The organism is Myroides pelagicus, from assembly GCF_009711055.1.
Lineage (GTDB): Bacteria > Bacteroidota > Bacteroidia > Flavobacteriales > Flavobacteriaceae > Flavobacterium > Flavobacterium pelagicum.
In genome coordinates this window covers 1-23,340 of record NZ_WMJY01000031.1, presented here as the reverse complement: position 1 = coordinate 23,340, position 23,340 = coordinate 1, and the positions used below count along the sequence as shown (strand labels likewise).

Sequence of the window (23,340 nt, the reverse complement as noted above, 5' to 3'; positions counted from 1 at the left end):
TTAAAAATTGAACAATAAACCGGTTATATAGCAAAGGTGAATCAAGTTAATACAAGCTGAGAAATCAGCTGTTTTCCAACTGATAATCTCTAGCTAATATCTACAAATTTTTTATTAATAAACTGCTTGATATGAAAACAACAAACTCGCCTTCATTTATAGATAAAGATTGTAATTTGTGGTTAACCCCTACACAATTGGACACTAACGATAATATTTGCCAAAACAAACATAGTTATTACTTTATCGTTAATTGTCAAGTAAACAATACCGAATATATTAGCAGCAGCATCCTAGAAGTTCTAGGATATTCTGCAGAAGAGTTTAATATGAATCTTTTTACATCATTAATGCACCCTGATGATTTAGATTATCGCAATAAATGTGAATACCATACTGCTGAATTAAGAAAGCATGTCTCTTATACAGCATTATCTCAATACTTAGTTTCTTATAGCTTTAGACTTAAAACAAAACAAGGCCACTACATAACTATAAAGCAAGAATACCAAACAATAGAAACTGACAAATATGGTAGAATGCTTAAAAATTTTGTCCATCATGAAATAATCGAGGATTACAAGACACGACCAGAGTCTGACTTTCAAATTATTGACAAGCAAAAAAATAGGTGTATTAACTTTAATACGAAGTTTAAACTGACCAAACGAGAGGTAGAAATTTTAGATTTAATACATGAGGGCTACCAAAGTAAAGAAATCTCTGATATGCTAAATATCAGTCATCACACCACTCAAACGCATCGCAAAAACATTTTAAGCAAAACAAAATGCTCATCTTTGATAGAGGTATTAAAAAAAATAGGTGCCTAATTCTGTCTCATCCAGAACTAGCTTTACACTTTTAAATAAATACTTATTTAAGATGTATTAATCCTATAAAAACAACTAAATCAAATAAGTAGACCAATAATAACAAACTTAAGGTTTAGTTGATAAATACCAACTATTGATTAAATAGAACGAGTGGCATAGCATTATGACCACTCGTTTTCTCCTATTTAAATTTATCACAAACCAGCTATAACCAACCAGTCCCGAATTAAGTCATCGAACACTTACTATTTTCTTGCCTATTAATCTATTTTTTCAAAAAGTATATCTGTAAAATTCTGATCTGATAACCTAAAGCCTGTAATCTTCTCTGTAGAAGAATACAAAAAAGCTAACTCACCTAAATCGGGAGAATAAAAATGATCCTTATTGCGAGTCTGTATTATCCGGCCAATGACCAATAACAGATATACCACTTTTTACCCTGTCTCCAAGTTTAACCGAAATCTCAGTATCCAAAGGCAACAATAGATCAACTCTTGATCCAAATTTTATAAACCCCATTTCCTGACTCTGTTTGGCCTTTTTGCCAATAGTTAGGTAATTAACTATCCTATTGGCTAATGCCCCTGCAATTTGTTTGGCTAAGACCTCTTTCCCATTTGAATGCTTATAGACCACTGTATGGCGCTCATTAGCCGTTGAGGATTTAGGATGCCAAGCCACTAAGTGCTTTCCTTTGTGGTATTGACTATATTGTACTACTCCACTGATTGGATTGCGATTCACATGTACATTAAACACACTCATAAACACAGATACTTGAATGCGCTTATCGGTAAAATACTCGTCTGCTGCCACCTGTTCAACGACAACAACCTCTCCATCACAGGGTGCTAATATTAGCTGATTATCTTGGGTTAATTCTCTTGAAGGTATCCTAAAAAAGAAAACAACCAAGCTCATCAAACCAAAACTTATAAGTAGTATTAATCCCTTGAGCCACCAAAGACTATCGCTAAGCAAGCGATAAGCAAGTCCATTGACAATCAAAAAAATAAATACGGTTATAATAATCGATTCTCTTGCTTCTTTGTGTATTTTCATATCGTTTGTAATTGAGTTAACTAACTGTATTTGATTCAACAAACTTACAGCCTATTGTTGTGTTAGACATAGTACAGAAAATTCCTTTACTACTAGGCCAACCTCTGTAGGTAACTCTTTTAGACAACCACTATAAAGCAATACAGAAAACTCTTTACAGACTGCTATTTTTTCAATACAAACAAATCCTCTAACTCCTTATTACTAAGATTTCCAATCCAATTCTCACCTGAGGCTACAGTCATCTCAGACAGTGCTTTTTTAGACTGAATCATAGCATCTATCTCTTGCTCAAAAGTATTTTGGGTGATAAAGCGATGTACCATTACATTACTCTTTTGTCCAATTCTATAAGCCCTGTCTGTAGCTTGAGCCTCAACAGCAGGGTTCCACCATAGATCATAATGTATAACATGGTTAGCTGCAGTTAAATTTAATCCTGTACCGGCAGCTTTAAGCGATAGAATAAATATCTTATGAGCTGGGTTGGTTTGAAAATTATCCACCATTTCATTGCGCTGTTTCACAGCCACCCCTCCGTGATAAAATAGTACCTCTTGGTTATAACGATCTACTAAAAACTCCTGTAACATCCCTCCCATTTCTTTAAATTGTGTAAAGATTAATACCTTCTCCCCACTATCTAAAATAGCATCTAGTTTATCATAAAGCAAACTCATTTTACCACTCAACATAGGATCCATTACTTTATTCTTAAGGTATTGAGTTGGATGATTACATATTTGCTTTAAAGCTAGAATCATTTGCAAAACTAACCCTTGACGTTTAAACAATTGCGTTTTATCATTCTGATCTATACTTGAGATTGTATTGATGGCCGACTCTAGGGTCTTCTCATACAAAATTGCTTGTTGTTTGGTTAAAGCACTATAAGCATTTATCTCTATTTTATCTGGAAGGTCAGAGATAATGCTCTTATCAGATTTTAAACGGCGCATAATAAAAGGTGATATCGTTCGCTTTAATCTATCTGCAGCTTCTGTATCATTAAACAGTTCGATTGCAGTTGAAAAACTATCTTTAAATGCCTTAGGACTACCTAAAAAACCACTATTACAATAATCCATTATACTCCATAGTTCACTTAATCGGTTCTCAACCGGGGTACCGCTTAATGCTATATAATGCTTAGCTACTATACTTTTTACCGCCTTAGACTGAGAGGCATTTGAATTTTTTATATTCTGAGCCTCATCAATAATTACAGATAACCACTTGTGTTTATTAAGTATCTTACCATCACTACGAGCCAAACCATAAGAGGTTAATACCACGTCTGTTTCTATATTCAAATTACGCTTTACCCCATGATAGATAGACACAGTTAAGGAAGGTGCAAACTTTTTAATCTCCTGCTCCCAATTACTCAATAGCCCTGTAGGAGCTATAACTAGAACTTTAGATTCTTGTAAAAGATCTTCTTGTTTATATCGAACAATGGTAGTTATTACTTGTAGGGTTTTTCCAAGGCCCATATCATCAGCCAATACACAACCAAAACCAAGCTGAAAATTGTGATACAACCATTCATAACCACGCTTTTGATACGGGCGCAAGCTAGCATTTAGCCCCTTTGGCACACTCAAAGGTTTAATTGTAGTTAAGTTATCTAGCAGCTTTTGAGCTGCTTTATCCATCTCAATCTTAGCTCCTTGAAACTCTCCACTTAGAGCTACTCGCAAAACATCTAGTCCATTAATTGCTTTAGGATTAACAAAATGTTTATACAATTTCTCTAATTCATCTCTACTTACATAAATGTACCCTGACTTATATTTTATCAATGTATCTGAGTTTACAAGCAGCTTTTTAAATTCTTGCTCAGATATTAAATCATCACCAATAGCTATTTTCCAATCAAAGGAAAGTAGTTTATCGAGCTTTATAAAACTCTTTACCGTATCTACTTTACTTATTCTACCACTTACCTTAGGCTTTAATATTTCACGAAGAGATTTTGGTAACAGTACATTGATTCCCAATAGCTCGACAACAGGAACAACCTCAAATAGGAAAGTCGCTAAACGGTCATTATCTAAGTATTCGATTACCTGCCCTTGACTATCAATATAAAGCTCTAACTCTTTAACATACGCACCAAGACTAGCTATACTTTGTAAAACCTCAAGTCTTATCTTGTCGTATTTCTTTAACTTTAAGATATCACTTAAACTAACATTCTGTAATGACTCACTTGTCTTATCTGTTATAGTTACATCTAACCAAAAATTATCATGATCTTGTTTGATTATTAACTGTGGTAGAATATTACCATGGGATAAGTAATAGGGACTTAACCAAGTATTGATTCCTCCAGGCAAAGAGTCTTCTCCTGGTGCTTTAAAACTTGGTTGATCACCACAAAAGAACATATCTAAAAACTCATCCTTACTCTGCTTAACAACAACACTACCAACCATTTTGGTCAAAAACACCGATAGTAAGCGCAAGGTCAAATCTTCAGTATTAAATTTTCGATTATCACTTACATCTTGCGTGAATATTTCTAGTGGAATAATATAGCGTAGCTGAGATACAATCTCTTTTACCTGTTTGTTAATCAAAGCAGGTAACCACATTATAGTATACCTACCATTAACTAATTCAACAATTTGAGGTACCATAGCTCCTTTAGCCATTAGATGTAATGCTGTATAATAAAGCTTAGTTAATCCTACTACCGATACTTGGTAATCCTTTAATTTATCAATAGGTAATTTACTCAAAACAGACACAAGTATGGACCATTGTATTTTCTTAGAGTTTAGATAAAACTCACACTCATAACTTTTAGTCCACTTAACCTGTAAAAAGGCATATTGATTTAGTATATCAATTGATGTTTCTTCTTGGTTTAATAGCTTATCAACTGTGATCTTTTCATCTAAAACGCGCTGATAACTACGTGAAACTCTAGTTAGTAGAGTCTTATATTTATCTTTAAAGTTACCTGAATTAGTATAAAAAACAGGATTATCGACCAAGAGTAAGTCAAGAGAATTTGTCAAAGGTTTTAATTGAGAGAAAACTATACGATCATAAACATTGTTTGAATCATTAGTTGTTTTCTCAGGTTTTATTTCCTCCTGACTTAAAAACAATTCATCAATTCTAACTACTTTGTTTAAGCAAGTAGTGATAGTTAATTCCTGAAGGCTTAGTTGTTTTAAAATATCTAACCCATGCAACTCAAAAACCAAAAAAGGATTATTATCTATCTCTTGACTTATCTTATATATCACCGCAGCTATATGCTTACAAGGCACAGCATAATCAGGACAACTACACTTCATTTGTAAGTCTGACCACTTCTTAGGAAAGATAGACACCCCCGCTTGTTTAGCTATACTAAGAACTAGAGGGTCTAATTCTCTGTTTAAAAACTTTGAAATTATATAAGGCTTATTAATTAAAGCTTTGATAAATTTCTCTTGATTACTATTATTAAACTCAGGTACTTTAACCTCAACTTTGTATGGCTTTGGTCTACTTCCACTAACCAAAGCTAAAATCACATTTGATTTAATATCTATAGATTCTACTGCTCCTTTACGGGCATAAGTCGCCCCACGTGGCAAACGATTACCATTATCAATATCGCTTAATGCTTGTAACCATTGTTTTCCCCACCAAGTCTTACCGAATTTTTGTGCCATAACCCACTAATAAATTATCTTAAGGCAAGATAATAAAAAAACCACCTATGATTCTGTAACAGTAATCATTTATTGTTCTGATAAATAATCTATCGGCTTTGTTAATACACAAGGAAAGTCCTTATTAATGGTTTTTATCTTTTCTATTATTTCTACTTAGAGCAACTCCAATAAAGAGAATTATTATTTTGTCGTTAATGATAACATTGCTTTAACTACATTCTGAGTGCTATGATCATAAACTTCATTCCCGTAATTATGCTTTTCATTCAATTCATAAAAATCTCTATATAAATCAAATGGATTCTGTGAATCTCCTACCCATTTTATAATTATATCTAAAATCTCATTCATAACAGGTTGATAAGTCATTTTTCCGTCAGATTTTCTTATTGCTTTGTTATCAGATTTCTTCTTACCTAAATTCAAAAAAACATTTTTTTCGTCATAAATAATATCTCTTAATTGTGTAGACTTCCCCATACACATGAAAAAACAAGAATATATAAAATAAAGACATCTCTATAAGATGCCTTCATCTGCAAAGGAGTAGTATCCTTCTTTACTTATAATTAAATGATCTAAAAAAGCAATATCAAGTATTTTACTTGCCTCTTTAATCTTTCGAGTTATTTGTCTATCAACTTCACTTGGAACTAATTTTCCTGAGGGATGATTATGTACTACTAAAAATCCCACTGCATTTGCTTTTAAAATAGCACAGAAGATAATTCTTAAATCTACTATAGTGCCTGTTATTCCGCCCGAGGAAGCCTCTAATACTCCAAGTACTTTATTGCTGCTTGAAAGCATCAGAACTTTAAATTGCTCTAATAATTCAATCTTATTACTATCCCAAGCTTTTAGCGCTATTTGGTATGCACTGCAAGAAGATGTAATCTGAGGTCTCTGTGAAGCCTTTACTGTTGATTTATAAATTAACTCTACTTCTGATGCAATAAGCCAATTGTTATTTAAATCTTTATTTTCCATAACTCTAATTTTTAAATTGATTATGAAGCCACAAATAGTTAATGGTTTAGTAAACTCTACAAATCAGAAGGTAAAGCTTTAAAATAAACCTACTAAATTGCGTCTAACAAATCCATACAAACGTTAAGATTATTGTAGTTTTACTTCTCATTTACTCTCTAGGTATGGCAAATGAAAGTCAAACCCTATCTCCGCCTTATAATCTAAATACAAATAGGCCGGATAAACCTTATTGTTTTTCATTAAAAAGTTATAGGTTGATTTGCTTTTACCGTTTTTAATAATCTCCAAAGACTGGGCAAGACTAAGCTGGATATTATGGATATTTAAAGGCATTTTCCACAAACAGTATTTGTTTGTACATACCAACATCTTAGAACTTTTAATAAGTGACTCACTATTGCATTTATAGCAATTATGATTTTTGATTATTTGATTAATCTTGGCTTTTTCAAGGCTAGAATTCAAACAAGAATACTGCCGATGGATTTGACTCTTAATGTGTTTTAAATCAATATTTTTATCTGGATTTTCATTAATAAGGTCTATTAAATCAAATACATAAGAAAGATTTAAAAAGTCTGTATGCTTAAACATCTTCAATATTTGTTTAATCTGTTTACTAAACACAATTCCTTGAGAGTTAAAGCTTATGTTTTGTGTGTTTAATAGCTCTTGCAGGGTTAAACAAATCTTTTTATAAAGACTCTGATATAAAAATACAACGGACTTATTTGTTTGCTTATTTATTTTTTGATTCACCAATTGATCCAGTTGTTTTAAAATCTGTAACAAATCAAGTCTTTGAGCTTTGTGTCTTACAACCCTAGATTTTTTTACTATAAAAGTAGAGTTTTGAAAATTTTGATCGTCTCTATTTACAAAATACCCTTGCTGATTTACTCTAACCCAGGGATTAAGCCAGGAATCAACAGACTGATTTATTTCTAAATAAAACTCTTGGTTACATCCTTGTAAAACCAAATGAGTTTTTCTTATTAAAACCTTATGACTACACCTATCAATATGTCCTTTTACAATTTGATTATAAATTATTTTCTGGCGTGTGGTAAAGCCTAGAGACTTTTTAAAACTAACATTAAAAGGTATCTTAGTTATGTTGTAACTCATCTTATTGGCAATACTTTGGCTTTCAGGGTGAACTAAATTCGCTAAAGACGTATCAAAAGTACTGTCCTTTACTACTTTTTTTAACCTATAACTCAACAACCTTTTTTGCTTTAGGGTAAAATCTATAAAACTATTAAATGAATTACTTATATAACCATTATCAAATAAAGCATCAAGCTCATAATAAAACTGATCTAACGGCAGCAAATAACTAGAATATACCGGTAGAAGAATATCACTATAGCCTATTGGTTTATTAAAAACGATTTGCTTTTGAGTTGTAGTTGTTTTATCAATTTTAACCCATCCATTAAAAAAGATTTTATCCGAAAGTGAAATTGCCATTTGCTTATCTGAAAACACATTGGTGCTATTAATCAAAAATTCACGTCCATTAACCATAACGACTAATTCTAATTTGTAAAGCTTTTCTTTATCTTGGTTTTTAAACGACTTTTTCAATCTTTTCAAATATCCTATTAAAGCCAAAGCCAGTAAATCAAATTCAACTTGTGTTTGACTTGTTTTAAAAAACACACGTTGGTTTAAAGCCTCTTTAAAATCTAGACTTAAAATAAAGCTGTAAGACAATAAATCAACTAGTCTATGAAATGAGTTGCTTGATTTTGACTTAGATATTATTTTTAAAATATTTGAAGTATTCATTAGATAAACCTTTTTGACAAACACTACTTTAGTCTTATTTATCCTCTGAAGTAAAAACCAAAAAACCAAAAGCTGTTCACTTAATCTAGACAATAGAATATCTATAGTGTTTACTTTGTCAATAAGCTGTTTTAACTGTTTAAATACCCCATCACTCTCTAAGGTATTATCCTGTATGGCTTTAATTAAAACTATCCACTGTGAACTTTTCTGGTGCAAACCATTCAATAAACCATCCTCTAACCATACAACCAAATACTCATTGCTTTGATAGAAGTTAGCCTTTTGGCTACAATTAGATAAAGCAGCAGCAATTTGTCTTGCTGCTACTTTATTTTGAGTTACTATTAATTTCATACCCAATTAGTTTAATTTGGTTTAAGTGTTGATTTGTTTTGGGTATTACTCTGGAGATTATCCGAATTCACCACAGCTTGTTTTTCTGTGGAATTAGGATCATTAAACGAAAAATCCATTTTAGAATTTACCTGATCATAGGTAATATATCCCTTGTATGGATTTCCTTTTTTATCAATCAACCCATCGATTAAAACACTCTTACCCTGTAAAAGAGCTTCTCTTTGTTGCTTATCGATTTGTTTGCCTCTAAAGTTGTCTAATGTATTTTGGGGTTGATACCTTTTCTTTTTATTGACATTATCAAATAAAAACTCAATATGGCCTTTACTTGCATTGTATTGAATCTCTGCATTAAAAGCATTTCCCTTTACAGAGGTCATATCCTCAATCAAAACAGCTTTACCTTGTTTTAACTGATCGATTTGTTCCCTAGATAAGTCTACTCCCTTGATGTGTTGAGGAATTTCAATTTTTTCAATACTGGTAACAGCTAAATTATTCGTGAGTCTATCCACAGAAACAACCGAAGGTATAGGCTGATTTGTCAGTGGATCGATTAATTCTACAACCCTTCCCATATTACCTGTTTTTAAAAGATTGTATTTATCCTCCTTAGTAAAACTATGTCCTTGTAAGGGAGTGTTTAAGTTAGGGTATTTTTTGACTCCCTGAAGCTCCATCACAATCAAACCATTTTGCTCTTTTCTTAATCCAATTCGAGCATCAAGACTGAAATAAGCAGCACCTAAATCAAGGTTTATTGTAACTAAATCTTTGGTCTTATATCCCCTTAATAATGGTTCTAATAAGTCCATTTCCTCCAATTTCTCTTTAGATAATCCTATATCTTTTAATGACTCCCAATCAATATCATCAATATTATACTTATAAGGATTATAGTGATTAGATTCTAAATCCTGTTTGCTTTTTTGAGCTTCCATAGCCTGAATCATCTTATCGGGGTCAATTTGATGTGATAAGAAAAGTTCATGGGTTGGATTTTGATTCATATCCAATTCCTTCTGCATCAAAGAGGCTAGTCCTATGGCTTTGTCTATAGGCACTTTAAAAAAACTAAACTCAGTAGGGTTTTGTAATTGAGCAAAGAAATTCGTGAAAAAACTTGAAAAAAAATCACCTTGCTTATCAACCTTTAAAAGTTGATTTAAGTTTTTTTTATTCACCGATAAGGTCTGAAGCTTACCATTTTCATTAAGGCCTTTAACTGCCTTAATTTTATTATCGCTATAATCATTCACAAGCAATACTTCAGGGGTCTGACTTGTATCATTTTTTTTATTTTCCATAATAATAGTTTTAAAAGTAAAATCTCTTGATTTACAAACTCATACAATAGGCTTATTAAGAGTTAATAGGCTTTGACAAACTTTGATTTATAATTGCAGTTATATCCGATAGTTTGTAATAAACCTTACCTTGAATCTTATAATATGGAAGTGTTTTATTGCTTCGATAACGTTGAAGCGAGCGATTGGATATCTTTAATATATCAAGAACATCTTTATTGTCTAAAAGTTGTTCTCCATCACTGGATAGCTTAGTAATGGGAAGTTGAGTGATACTTTGGGAAAGAGTATCGATTTTTTTGGTAATTCTATCCATCCAAGATAGAAATTCTACTTGATTCACATTCATAATTTTGTTTTTTAAGGTTAATGTTAGCTAACACCTCAAAAATCAAAATCATTGATAAAAATTAAAGCCAAGACCGTCAAATTAAATTTAAAAAGACAAAAAAATCCTTGCCTTAAAAAAACTATGCATATAAATATAGAATATAATTTAATAAATAACATGGCTAGCCAATTCGGTTTTATTGGCTGTTTTTGTTTTCACGAAAAAGCTTGTAAAACAGTAAATAAAAGCTCTAGATTATTGACAAAAACTAATAACAATCAATACTAAAACTACCTAGATTACTTACTGTCCTACAAGCTTATAAACCTTGTATGTTCAATATTTACAAACTAATCTAACGAATGTAGATCAGCTATAAGTTGTCTCCACGACTCTAATTCAGGAATCCCAGGTTTTCGCTTACCAAAGAATTGAACAATGGTTTGTCCCATTTCGTTGTAAACCTCTAGTGAGGTTACCACTCCATCAATGGTGGGTTTTCTAACTATCCAAACCTGAGAAATACTATCCATATCTAAATGCATATTAAAATCAGGATCCATAATATTAAACCAGTGCTTATGCCAAAGAGTGTTATTTATTTCTCCGGTATGAATTTGAATATTTCCTGAATTACCCACAAAAACCATTATAGGTACTTTTTTAGCAGATGCTGATTCCAATAGCGTGACTAGTGATTGCTTATTTACTTTTTTAGCGTAATACTCACTTGGAGCTAAACGCAAGGCTTGGGTTCTAGTTAGATGGTATTTTTTAAGTAGTCCATAAAAATCATGCGTGTCTTTTAACTCAATCCACTTTTGATTAAACCCCTTAATATCAATTTCTTGATCCATTCTCTCGTCCATCTCTAGTAAACAAGGTTGGATATTAAATCCTTCAATACTTTGATCTTGTGCCTTATATTTTTGAACCAACTGCTCAAAGGCCTGTTCATTACTCTCAGGGGTTAAATATATTTTGTGTATGGCTTGACCACTTTTATCAAAAAACTGAAGACTTTTTCTAAAGGTGTCTCCTACTGTGTCAACCAAAGCAAAACAATACTTCCAATGCGATAGAAAAATACGCAAATCAATATCTTGATTAACAAATAGTCCAACGTGATTATTTGAAAAGTCTCCATTTTTATAAACTCCCTTTCTCTCGTGTACACACTCTGAATTTCGAGTCAAAGCCATTACTTTTCCCAAAGACTCCACTTGAAGTAAAATTGATTTTATCTCTGGGGTTAATAGATATACGTTATCCAATAAACCAGTGGCTAATAATTCCATTTCACTGGTGTTTAATTGCTCTGCAGCATTTCTAATGCGCATATGTGGGTTGGTTTGTTTTAAATCATCCCAACGCTGTTTTAAAGATAAAGTCTGTGTATTCATTATATTGTTATTTTATTGTCCAAAAATAATTAGTGGATTCTTACTAATAGGATTTTCTATCACTTGACAAGGCATTTGATATACTTTAGATAATATTTCTTGAGTAAATACCTGTTTAACTCCTCCTTGGCATATCTTAATGCCTTTGTCTAAAATCACTACTTTTTGAGCATACTCACTAGCCAGGTTTAAATCGTGTAACACAACTATAGCGGCATTGCCTTTGTCACAAAATGCCCTTATAGTTTTTAAAACCGAGTGTTGATGTTTTACGTCTAAGTTGTTTAAAGGCTCGTCTAATAATAACAACTTTTGTTTATTATTATTTTGCAATTGCACTAAAACACGAGCTATATGTACACGTTGTTTTTCACCACCGGACAAAAAATTATATTCACACCCACTAAACTGATCAAGACCAGTATATCGCAAAATTTGTTCTACTGATTCAATATCTTGTTTTGAAGGAGTGTTTTGAAAATATGGATATCTTCCCATCATAACCACATCTTTGACAAGTAAAGGAATATCAGAGCTAAAAGACTGCGAAAATTTTGCCTTGTGCTGAGCCAGATTTGTCCTACACCACAAAGAAAATACGCAATCTTTAAAAATCACCTCATTATCACTTGGCGAAATCTCATTGGCGATAAGGGATAAAAAAGTAGACTTACCTGCTCCATTTGGTCCAACAATAGCAACAAATTCTGATGCATGGCAACTAAAGTCAATACTCTTTAGCAAATATTTTGATTTAACTTTAAAATCTAGATTTACAGCCTTTATCATCTTAAAGATTCTTTTTGTATTTTAACAATAACCCCATAAATACAGGTGCTCCCATCATGCTGGTTAGAATACCAATGGGAATCTCCACCGGCGCAATTAAACTTCTACTTAACGTATCGGCTAAAAGAAGTAGAATTCCCCCTAATAAAACCGATAAAGGCAAAACATAGTAATAATTAGAACCAAATACTAACCTTAAAATATAGGGCACCACAAGCCCCACAAAACCTATAGTGCCAGTAAAACACACAATAATTCCAACCATTAAAGCAGTAAAAATGATAATTTTTCGCTTGACTGCTTCAATAGACACTCCTAAATGACATGCATCCTTCTCTCCGAGCATTAAAGCATTAAGCTGTTTGGATAAAGGCAATAAAAATTTAAGTGAAATTGCCATTACAACACTTAATATAAACACCTTCTCCCAATTTGAACCAGCTAAACTTCCTAGGGTCCAAAAAGTAAGGTTTCTAAGTTCTTGTTCATTAGACACAAAGGTTAACACTCCTGTTATTGCTGCTGATAAAGCAGTAATTGCTACCCCACTAAGTAAAAGAACCCCTATATTGGTTTTACCCGAACTGGTTGAAATTCTATAGACAAACCACATGGTTAAAACAGCACCTATAAAACTCATTATACTAAGTAAACTATAGCTGATCCAAAGGGGCAAATATTCCTTTATATATCCACCTAAAACAATAGTTACAGCGGCAAATAAAACAGCCCCTGAGGTAATTCCAATTAATCCCGGTGAGGCCAAAGGGTTTTTAAAAAGCCCTTGAAGAGCACTCCCAGATACCCCTAGCCCCGCTCCTGCTAGCACAGCTATTACAATACGAGGTAAACGAATTTGTTGTATTATATACCGGTCACTCTCACTGACAATATCTGGATAGAATACTAAATTAAAAACTGTTTCTAATACCCCATTGTCAAATTCGTATACACCTATAAAAACAGATGCTATCATTAAAACCAAAAGAACCAATAAAAGCATTATTAGATACAAAGAGCGCCTTTTGTTCATTTTATTTTTCTAATAATTTCTTGTTCAACTCTCTAACCCCTTGTCCTAGCCTTGGAGTAAACCCTGAGAGTAATAACCCGTCTAAACTAATTACTCTTTTATACTTACCTGCGTTAGTTTGAGCTATTCCATCAATTTTCAAAACTCCTTGAACTCCACCTAAACTCTGTAAACCACTATCAAACATTAGTATATAATCAGGATTACTACTAATTAAAGCCTCAGGACTCAAGGGCTTGAATTGATCAAAACCAGTAACGGCATTCTGCCCTGATGCTAATTCAATTACCTTCTGCATAGGTGTGTTATCACCCGCCACAAACATATTAGAAGAGCCACGAGCGTAAATAAATAAAACTCTAGGCTTATTCTCAATAGACTCAACCTTTAACAGGTCATCGTCAATTTTCTGTAACAAATCATCATAATCCATTATATTGAGACTCTTAGCTATATCGGTAATCATCTGTTTTGTACCCTTAACTGAAAACTCTTGGTCAATAACCTTAAGTTTAATATTAGCTTTATTTAATTGTTGCGCTAAATTATCGGTCAAATCTTTTTTAGTTATATACACCAAACTTGGTTTTAAAGCGATAATAGATTCAATATTAATTTTGCTAACATGGTCTAACTGTGTTAGCCTATCGTTTATCTTTTTTGGATAAGTACTGGTAATATCTATACCTACAATATTGTCCTTTTGTCCTAATTCAACTAAAGTTTCGGTTATGGCTCCACTTAAGGAGACTATACGAAGTTGTTCAAAATTGTTTTGATTATCATTTTTCACATCCTTACAAGAGATGGTTGTAAAAATGGTTATTAGTAGAAGAGCATATTTAATCATTATTATTTTTATTTAATCTTAATAACAACAAATATATACCTTTTATTTTGTCTACATAACTCAAAGAATAACTTTAACTTTTTAAAGACCTGATTACCTATAAATTTCTATAGACCAATACCTAAACTGCCTTTAAGCTACATAACACCTAAAAGCAATAGGGTAAAAACCAATAGTTCAATGCTTGTTGTCACACCTTTATCTAACAACCTATAACTAAACGAAAAGAAAAACACACCTTTTAAGGCATGCTTTTAATATATTTAAAACTTGTTGTCTGTAAACAAACTCATGGCTTGATTTCTTGAATTTATTTCAAGCTTAGAGTAAAGTTTACTTACATGAAATTTTACAGTACTAACCGATATGAATAAGTGTTCGGCTATTTCACTATTACACATCTTCTTCCAGATACAAGTCAATACTTCAACTTCTCTAGGGGTTAAATTGTATTGAACTTTAAGTATCTCAAGCATATTTACATTTTTGTTCTCTTGAGCTATTTTTTTTCGTGTTTTCTCACTAGACAAAATAGATTCTATCTCTTGTTGATACAAATGGTTTTGTTCTTGAATATTTTTCACCTTATATATAACAACCAATGTAATTGTAGTGAGTCCTAATACACTGACTAATCGAAAAGCATTAATATCAAAATAATCAAGTCCTTTAGCATTAAAGCTTAAGTAAAATATGTAACCCATTGCGAAAACAACTATAAACCCAAAGGAAAATATTATAAAACGGGCATACTCATTTTTTCTAACCTGGGTAGCTGTAGTGATAAGACAGAATATAGGCCCTATAAAACTCAAAATTGTTGTCAGATTTAACAGTAGTGCTTTAGGATAGAGTACAAAGGTTACACTCGATAGTAAACTAGCAGAAAAAAGTGCGATAAAAAAGATTTTATATTGAGTAAAAAAAGACTTAATGTCCAAGAAATAACCTATAAACACACAAACTAAAATTGAAGTTACTGGAATAGTTAAAACTAGTAAATACTTCATTTGCAAACTTCCATCTGATAGGTAATAAAACATACCGTCTTCGTAAAACAAAGAAATGAATATACAAATCTGTAACAAGCAGTAGACTACAAAGCGATTGTCTTTTAAAATGATAAAAAAAATCACATTAATAAATATAGAAGCTAACAAAACTCCATAATACAAACCTATAAAAAAAAATTCTTTGGCCTCCATTACACCAAACTGACTATGCTGAGTGATTACAATGGGTAAACTATCAGTAGAGGCCTTGTTTAAATTAATATAATAGACAGGATTATCTAAAACCATATAGTGTTGGGCATATCGACTCTTAATAGGCGTACCCTGACTATCTAAGTTAGAATCTACCAAAAACAAATCATTAGAGTTGTAGATATACAAATCGTAGGAAAAAATATGCGCATTAGCAATATAAAGTACAATTGGTGCATATAAATAACTCTTATCCAAACGTCCTTTCAACCAAGTATTATTTAGTGAGTCGGTAGCAATTTGCAAGTTTCCTGTGCTATTTAAAGGCCTGTAACTAAGCGATTCGATTTTTTGTTGGAACTGCTTAGGAACTACAGCATATGCATAAGAAAAGAAACATAAGCACCCAATAATAACTAACTTTCTAAATATTATTCTGAATTCAAAAAAATACATTTCTTAATTATTAAATAAGATTATTTAAATCTCAATTCCTAAATTATTTACTCAAAAAAAATAACACTCATTCAATAAATAGTAACTCTAATAAATTACATCTTTATTACAACAGTATTACTTTTTTTCAGGCTTAATTCCAATAAGGCATAGCTGCATTTTTAAATTTTTCAACTCTAGTTTTAAGCAGGCTATTTAACTCCTTAACATAAATATCTTTCGGTGATCGTCCATCATTAGAGGTATTGGTAAAGATTACATATGCTTCATTTGGTGAAAAACGAGGCTCAAGATCATTAGTTCCAGCTTCGATCTCTGCTGATATTTCTGTTGATTGATTTGAGTTACTATCATAAATAAAAATTCTAGAATTCATTCTGCGGTAATCTCTATTTTCAACCCCTGAGAGATCATAGGCATAAACAACCTTATCTGCACTACTTGAAAGTTGTAGACCACTACTTGCCCCTGGTTTGTCTTTTAAAACCGTAAATAAATGATTTCCACTAAAATCAATACAGTAGATATGAACCTGATAGCCTAATGCATTATTTGTTTTTAATGCAATACGCTGCTGATCAACACTGACATCTATCTCCGAAATAAAAGCCCCATTAGGGGTTTGATACAAAAGCTGCAGACCTTGTCCGTTTGAATTAATAGCATAGAGTTTGTCAAAATTGGCAAAGTAAATCTGATTACTATTCATAGGCCAACTAAATGTAATCTCATTAAGGTTAAAGCCATTAGGCCTTACAGATGAAGTAATTTTCTTAACATTACTTCCATCAGTATCCATGGTATAAATATCTAGTTCTGTGGTATTAGTTCGGAAAAAGGCAATTTTATTTGCCGTTTGATTTTTCACAGGCCTAAAACTATTGTTTTCAGAATCCGTTAATTGAAACTCATTTCCATTTTCATCAGAGGAAAAAATAACTAAGTTATCTTTTATCTTCTTTGTATAAAAAAAACGATTGTCTTTTGGAGCTTTATATATACTAAAGCTACCCATTTCACTTTTCACAGGATTATTTACTTTATCCTCTACCGTTATTTGCCAAAAGTATTTAACTCCCAATTTTAAATTATTATATTCAAATATTGTATCCTTAATTCCAGTAAAGGTTTGTTGTGTTTCATCCGAATCATTCTTAAGAGTTAAAGAATAAATATGTTTAGATTTATCCTTATCTTTTGAAGACCATTTGAAAACAATAGATGTTGATTTGACTACTTGATTCTCTGACGGATTAATTAAACTAGGAGTACTGGGTACTGGTTGGGTATTTTTTGCAGGCGATAATTCAAAAACTACATTACTTGTTTTTCCTGGATACACACTTACCCCTTTAAAAGCAGTAGTGTATCCTTTAACCTCAGCTTTTACAGAATACTCCCCTTGTTTAAGAGTTTGTAAAACAAAGTTTCCTTTCTCATCTGTAAAAACAGTAGTTGAACTAGGAGAAGTCTCTATCTTCACATTAGTTAATGGCGTGTTTGATTCTGCCATCACAACTTTACCCATCACACTTCCCGTTAGGCTTTCATCTGCATAATCTTCACTACATGAATAGAGAAATAAAAAACTAAACATTATTAAACTGAATTTTATAGCTAAGTGTTTCATTATATTATATCTGTTTTAAAAATAGTATTTAAGTCCTAAGCCAAAATTGAAGTAATAATCCTTGAACTTACCTTGTTTAACTGCCTCTAAATTATCTGTCAGAGCAAAGTTTTGTTGAGCAAAGCCAAAAACAGCAAACCTAGAATTGAAACTGTAATTTAAACCTGCTCCATATTGTAGTTTCCAATAAAACTTATCGTCTTTTGTCTGTTTATTGTGAAGTAAAAAGTAATCTCCTATTACACCTGTACCTAAATAAATGTAAGTTGATGTTTTCTGCTTTGGCAATAAATCAATGCGCAGATTAGTATCAATACTATATTTTTGATTTGTATATTTCTTACCCGTTCTAATTTCAAAAGGAGCAAAATTCAGCTCTACAGCCAATCTTTGCGAAAGCTTTCGTGCATATGCTACTTGAAAAGCATAGCCAAACTTCTTTTGTTGTAAATCTCCATAAAACAGATTAACTCCACCCGAGAGTGCAATTTCATTTTTATGCTTTCCCTGAACTTGTTCTCCCTGGTATAACAACCTAGCCTCTTGTTCTTGTTTGATACTATTATATGAGTTTATTAATTCTTCATCTAACTTCTTGCCTTGTTTTGTATTCCAAAGATTTGCTTGAATCCCTTCAATAATCATACTTTCAACTGCTTTTTCAATTGCATCTGTTAAAGCAAGTTGAATAGGTTCATTGGTAGTAAATCCAGTTTCAACTTCTAGTAAGCGTTGAAAGTTTACATATTTAAAGAGTCCGAGAGATACCGCCTGAGATAAAATAGTCTTAGATATATAAACTGTCTTTAATACTTTTCCATTTGTAGTAGAAACAGCACGTAAATACACTGTTATACGATCTTGACGATATTGAGTTGACCCTCCAACACCAAAGTAACGAGCGCCAGCTCCACCTGTGAGTATATTAGAATCATAGGAAACAATTCCACCCTCTAATAAAACCCCGGCAAATAACAATGGAGGTAATTGCTTTTGGGTATTATCTCCTGCTTGTCGGTATTGCTCTCGAGTGGTATTGATAATATTTCGTTCATTTAATAAATTCCCAAGATTCTCGCGTTCCACAACAGTAAACCAACCACTATCTTCTAATGCTTTATTTAGTATTGTGGTTCCGCCTTGAGGTACTGCTGTACTAAATGAACTACCAGTTTCAATATTTTTGTATTGTCCGGTTTGATCTCTAAAATTATAAACACCCACAACAATTGGCTCACTTGGCTTAGGTAAGTTTTTTAAAAGTGTACTTGTTGTGGTAAGCTCACCTGTACGAGCACTTTGTTTAGCAACAGGCTGATTTAAATATGCACCACAATTAACCAACAAACTGCTAAGTAACGTCGTTACTAGGAAAAGTCGTAAAAAATTCATTTTTCAATTAACTATTAGGCATTACAATTTGAGTTTCTTCACCATTGTCAGTATTGAGTATATTGATAATCATTCCTTGTGATGAATCATAAATTTCTACAGATAAACTCCCTAGTGTGAAGGTTCCTTCTTTTAATTCTGAACCAATTGAATCACTAAACAATTGACGTGAAATTTGATTTAATAATTGACTATTTAAACGTTCTGTAAACTGATTAAGACTATTTTTTGTACCTGGCTTTAACAGTGATGGATCTTTAAAAGAGTTTTGAGCATTTGCAGAGCTCAACATCATCTGATAATTAAAAACTTCTCCTCCAAAAAAAGGATTCATTGGTTTATAAGTCAACTGCTGAGCCGAGGATAAACTAGTTATAAAAAACACTAATAGATAGAATGTAATTCTCATTGTTAAAAAGTTTTAGTTCTTTGTTTGTTTTTTTCAAGTTGATCTAGATGTATAAGGGTAAACTTGATTGCTGTATTACTCATTGATTTAAGATAATCATATTGGGTTCGCACAAAGAATTCGAAAATAAGCCCCTGGGATGTTTTAAGTGTGATTTTCGTATTGTTTCCCAATGTAATGGATTCTGTAATTGTAATAATGTGTTGCGAATTAATATTACCTGAGAGGTAGTTTGAGTAATAAAGTTGATAAAAATCTCGACCTGCTTTTGTCTTTGTCTGATCAACAACGATTCCCCTAAAATTGATTTGCGCATCAACAATAGCTTCTTGCTTATTAACTTTCTCAACTTGCTTTTGCATTTGTTGTGATAACACTTGCTTTATTTGATTCTCATCTCTAGTCTCATTAATTACCTGACGAGCAGTTGCTATTAATTTTTGGTTTACATCATAGATAAGCAACAGAATAATCAATCGATCCTCTTGTGTGAAATTAACCGAAGTGGAACTAAGTGTACAATTCTGAAAAGGCTCAAGAATTTGGTAACCACTTTGATTATTTTTTGACTGATTGCCTGATTGAATATTAGTTCTTATTATGGAAAGCTTATAGGAAATGCTAGTTATAGCATCTGTTTTACTTTGAGCTATCCCTTTAATATAGAGTTGATCTTTATCGAGCTTAACATCCAATACAGCTTTAACTTGGGTATTCATGATTTGAGCATTTGAAGGGTAAAAACTTAGGAAAAAGAAAATGAAATAGACCAATTGTATTTTCATAGTAAAGCATTTAGCATCAACTTCTAATTGAAATTTCTTATAAGTAGTTGTTTGTCATTTCCCTGAATACTGATTTTCATATCTTTTGACATGGAGTTTTCTCCAAAAATTAATACCTCTTGTCTATTGCCCATTTGAATAACCTGTAATGATTGTTGCCCACTGGATAAATTGTAACTCTCTAATAGGTTTTGATCTCCATACTGAGCGATATTGTGTTTTATTTGCTCACCTTTTGCTACAATATCAATAAGGTTATTATTTCCTTGTTGAGTATAACTCAAAACATAACCATTAGAACCTATAACTGGTTGTAAAACATTGTCCTGTCCTATTTGTGAGACAGCAACTAAATTATCTCTATTAATAGTAGTTTGATTTAAAATACCTTTAGTGGTATCATGGATTAATTTTTCTGTTTTATGCTGAATAACTTCTAGTTCAATGGAATTATTTTGTGCCATTGCGTGAAAACACAAACAAAAAATAAATGCAAAAACAAAATAAGCTTTCATGGTTCTATGATTGAGATTTAAATGAAAAGAAAAATTGACTGATATTACTACCAGTCAATTTAGTATTAGTAAAAGACTAGTTTAATCCTTGTGTAATATTTGCAATGTTTCCAATTCCAGATTGGCTAATCATACTTTGATGTGTATTACCTATTTGATTTAACACAGCAGAGTTACTTGTTCCTTCTTGCATAATTATAGAGTAATTATGTTTTCCATCTTGAGTTGTGAAAACTTGGTTTGTTTCTCCCGATTGAGCTACATAATTGTAATTATCTGAACCTTTTTGGCTTACTTCAGCTCTATTGTATGTTCCATTTTGATAAAGTTCAGAACTTTGATTTGAATCATGTTGAACAACATAACCCACATTGCCATCACCTACTTGATCAATGATTGATTCAGAATTATCGATTTGATAATTATATGCACGGTTGTCGTTTCCTTCAACTGTAATGATTGATGAATTATTATCTGCATATTGATCTATGCTAACAATATTTTCATTTCCTACAATAACCATCTCTGCATTGTTATTATCTCCTAATTGGTTGAATTTTGTTGTATTATAACGCCCAAGAACATCTAAACTTGAAGTATTAGCTTCACCGCCTTGCGACACAAGGTTTGTATTTCCGAAACCTTCTTGACTTCCATTATATACATGTGCGTTACCTGCCTGAGCGATAGCTGAAGTATTAAATGATCCTGCTTGTGTAAAAGACACTCCATTTTCATCTCCATTTTGTGTGATTGTCGAATCATTCCCTAATTCTCCTTGATCGAATGTAATTACATTTCCATTTCCATTTTGCTCCACTATAGAGAAGTTTAATCCACCTGTTTGCTCAGAAACGATTTCATTTCTTTCTCCTTTTTGATCAATAGATGAAATGTTTAAGTAACCGTCTTGAGTAGCATAAATACTATTGTATTCTCCCTCTTGTGCATTTAAAGATAGATTTCCTACAGCTCTTTGATCAACAACAACTCTATTGTCTAATCCCACTTGATTAACCATTACATTTTGTCCTACACCATATTGTGATAGAGCCGCTTTATTCTCTACGCTGGATTGCTTAACCGCGGATGTGTGTAGACTTCCGTTTTGTGTTAGCGTAGTGGTGTTTTTTTCCCCTTCTTGGCTTGTTAAAGCATTATTAAACACAAGACCTGTTTGAGTAACAGTTGTGTTATTTTGCTCACCAGCTTGTGTAAGTTGGTTTTGATGGTTTTGAGCATTAGCAGAAAAACCAATTGCTAGCATAGCTAGACTTAGAACTACTTTTTTCATACGAAATAATTAATGTTTGTTAAAATGTTTTTTTTATTAACAGTACGTTAATTTGTAATACACATTACAATTAAGACTATTGTTTTGTATAGCAAATATCAATAAAACAAATAGTTAGAAAAATACCTTATTTAAGGTATTTTTAACACAACACAAAAACCTCAAATATTTTAGTGGAAGATTCGTTTGTTAAAACTTTAATTAATTCTTGAAATAAATAGACAAAATTTGTCCTTAGAAAAATTTTACAAAACCTAGAGAAGTTAAAAAAACACTTTAGTAACACCCTAAATTTTGACTATATAATCATTACATTAAAAACTATTGAAACAACTAACTAAGACCAGAAATAGAACTAAGTATAAAAACTTATCTTTGAGGTATGAAAAGAATTAGAAAGGCCTACGATACTGCTTTTAAAAAGCAAGCCGTTGAACTGGCTAAGGGCAAAACCAATAAGTCAGAAATAGCTCGTGAACTTGGAATCAAACCTACATTATTGTATAAATGGTGTAAAGAAGCTCAAGAGTTATGCGATGCTAACTTTCCTGATAATGAGAAATTAAAACTTACTGCAAATCAACAAAGATTTAAGGAGTTGGAAAACAAGTTAGCTAATGCCGAATTAGAATATGAAATATTCAAAAAAAGCAATCAAAGTTTTCTCAAAGACCAGCAAATGCTTCGCATGTTCATATTAGATCATGAAAATGAGTTTCCGGTTTTGATTATGTGTAAAGCTTTAAAGGTTGGTAGAAGTAGTTATTATCATTGGAGACAGTCCCGTCAAAGAATTTAATGAGATAAAGGACACTGTAAACAAGTGCTTAAATATTAGCAATTATTCGTTTTTTTGGGGCTTTTATCAATTCTGTAATCAAATTTCCTTCTTTATTCTTCTTTTGATTAACAGTAATCACATTAAATAGCTTTTCCCATACTAATTCATCAATACTTTTTCGAGTTACTATCTTGTGTTTGCTAATTAATTCAACTATNTACTAATTCATCAATACTTTTTCGAGTTACTATCTTGTGTTTGCTAATTAATTCAACTATTACCTTAAATCCGCAGCAGATAATTAAGGTTTGATATGCAACCCACTGATAAATATGTAATTAAGTTTACTTTTTGTCTATTAAAGATTCACCCATTTGGGTGAAAGTTATGGATTTTAGTTTAAAAAAGTTGTAGATATATTTGTTTATTAAA

The 23,340-nt window shown here is 31.9% G+C and carries 20 protein-coding genes; 2 read left to right on the top strand and 18 right to left on the bottom strand.

Annotated elements, in window-relative coordinates; translation table 11 throughout:
• Positions 1–131 precede the first annotated feature (131 nt).
• Positions 132–833: a LuxR C-terminal-related transcriptional regulator gene (locus GJV77_RS11800; RefSeq protein WP_155036564.1), complete on the top strand. Its 702-nt coding sequence runs from the start codon at positions 132–134 to the stop codon at positions 831–833.
• 387 nt (positions 834–1,220) lie between these two features.
• Here the strand turns inward: GJV77_RS11800 and GJV77_RS11795 are convergent, their stop codons facing one another.
• The 18 genes from GJV77_RS11795 to GJV77_RS11710 form a co-directional block, all read right to left on the bottom strand.
• Complete coding sequence (locus GJV77_RS11795) at positions 1,221–1,901, bottom strand: phosphatidylserine decarboxylase family protein (RefSeq protein WP_155036563.1); 681 nt, start codon at positions 1,899–1,901, stop codon at positions 1,221–1,223.
• 164 nt (positions 1,902–2,065) lie between these two features.
• Complete coding sequence (locus GJV77_RS11790) at positions 2,066–5,578, bottom strand: DEAD/DEAH box helicase (RefSeq protein ID WP_155036562.1); 3,513 nt, start codon at positions 5,576–5,578, stop codon at positions 2,066–2,068.
• Between the two features lie 183 nt (positions 5,579–5,761).
• Positions 5,762–6,061, bottom strand: coding sequence for a hypothetical protein (locus GJV77_RS11785; RefSeq protein WP_193563680.1), 300 nt, complete (start codon positions 6,059–6,061; stop codon positions 5,762–5,764).
• Positions 6,062–6,100: 39 nt separating this feature from the next.
• Positions 6,101–6,571 (bottom strand): JAB domain-containing protein, encoded by a 471-nt coding sequence (locus GJV77_RS11780; RefSeq protein WP_155036561.1) that lies wholly within the window; start codon positions 6,569–6,571, stop codon positions 6,101–6,103.
• 147 nt (positions 6,572–6,718) lie between these two features.
• Complete coding sequence (locus GJV77_RS11775; protein WP_155036560.1) at positions 6,719–8,725, bottom strand: topoisomerase C-terminal repeat-containing protein; 2,007 nt, start codon at positions 8,723–8,725, stop codon at positions 6,719–6,721.
• 11 nt (positions 8,726–8,736) lie between these two features.
• Positions 8,737–10,035, bottom strand: coding sequence for a DUF3945 domain-containing protein (locus GJV77_RS11770; RefSeq protein WP_155036559.1), 1,299 nt, complete (start codon positions 10,033–10,035; stop codon positions 8,737–8,739).
• Between the two features lie 55 nt (positions 10,036–10,090).
• On the bottom strand, positions 10,091–10,384 hold the full coding sequence (locus GJV77_RS11765) for a helix-turn-helix domain-containing protein (RefSeq protein ID WP_155036558.1): 294 nt from the start codon (positions 10,382–10,384) through the stop codon (positions 10,091–10,093).
• A 332-nt stretch (positions 10,385–10,716) separates the two neighbouring features.
• The gene (locus tag GJV77_RS11760) at positions 10,717–11,769 is read right to left on the bottom strand and encodes a hemin-degrading factor (RefSeq protein ID WP_155036557.1); all 1,053 of its coding nucleotides are present in this window, start codon (positions 11,767–11,769) and stop codon (positions 10,717–10,719) included.
• 12 nt (positions 11,770–11,781) lie between these two features.
• The gene (locus GJV77_RS11755; protein WP_155036556.1) at positions 11,782–12,558 is read right to left on the bottom strand and encodes a heme ABC transporter ATP-binding protein; all 777 of its coding nucleotides are present in this window, start codon (positions 12,556–12,558) and stop codon (positions 11,782–11,784) included.
• Position 12,559: 1 nt separating this feature from the next.
• Complete coding sequence (locus tag GJV77_RS11750) at positions 12,560–13,591, bottom strand: FecCD family ABC transporter permease (protein ID WP_155036555.1); 1,032 nt, start codon at positions 13,589–13,591, stop codon at positions 12,560–12,562.
• A 1-nt stretch (position 13,592) separates the two neighbouring features.
• Positions 13,593–14,441 (bottom strand): heme/hemin ABC transporter substrate-binding protein, encoded by an 849-nt coding sequence (locus GJV77_RS11745; RefSeq protein WP_155036554.1) that lies wholly within the window; start codon positions 14,439–14,441, stop codon positions 13,593–13,595.
• Between the two features lie 263 nt (positions 14,442–14,704).
• Positions 14,705–16,102, bottom strand: coding sequence for a LuxR C-terminal-related transcriptional regulator (locus tag GJV77_RS11740; RefSeq protein WP_155036553.1), 1,398 nt, complete (start codon positions 16,100–16,102; stop codon positions 14,705–14,707).
• Positions 16,103–16,235: 133 nt separating this feature from the next.
• Positions 16,236–17,699, bottom strand: coding sequence for a carboxypeptidase regulatory-like domain-containing protein (locus GJV77_RS11735; protein ID WP_162521616.1), 1,464 nt, complete (start codon positions 17,697–17,699; stop codon positions 16,236–16,238).
• Positions 17,700–17,747: 48 nt separating this feature from the next.
• Complete coding sequence (locus GJV77_RS11730; protein WP_155036551.1) at positions 17,748–19,124, bottom strand: CsgG/HfaB family protein; 1,377 nt, start codon at positions 19,122–19,124, stop codon at positions 17,748–17,750.
• Positions 19,125–19,131: 7 nt separating this feature from the next.
• Complete coding sequence (locus GJV77_RS11725) at positions 19,132–19,533, bottom strand: curli assembly protein CsgF (RefSeq protein ID WP_155036550.1); 402 nt, start codon at positions 19,531–19,533, stop codon at positions 19,132–19,134.
• Between the two features lie 2 nt (positions 19,534–19,535).
• The gene (locus tag GJV77_RS11720; RefSeq protein ID WP_155036549.1) at positions 19,536–20,318 is read right to left on the bottom strand and encodes a CsgE family curli-type amyloid fiber assembly protein; all 783 of its coding nucleotides are present in this window, start codon (positions 20,316–20,318) and stop codon (positions 19,536–19,538) included.
• Positions 20,319–20,341: 23 nt separating this feature from the next.
• Positions 20,342–20,833, bottom strand: coding sequence for a hypothetical protein (locus tag GJV77_RS11715; protein ID WP_155036548.1), 492 nt, complete (start codon positions 20,831–20,833; stop codon positions 20,342–20,344).
• A gap of 76 nt (positions 20,834–20,909) precedes the next feature.
• Positions 20,910–22,127 carry a hypothetical protein gene (locus GJV77_RS11710; protein WP_155036547.1) on the bottom strand — a complete coding sequence of 406 codons (1,218 nt, stop codon included), beginning with the start codon at positions 22,125–22,127 and terminating at the stop codon, positions 20,910–20,912.
• Positions 22,128–22,509: 382 nt separating this feature from the next.
• On the opposite strand from GJV77_RS11710, the gene GJV77_RS11705 reads away from it, so the two are divergent.
• Positions 22,510–22,926, top strand: coding sequence for a transposase (locus tag GJV77_RS11705; RefSeq protein WP_240142862.1), 417 nt, complete (start codon positions 22,510–22,512; stop codon positions 22,924–22,926).
• Positions 22,927–23,340 lie beyond the last annotated feature (414 nt).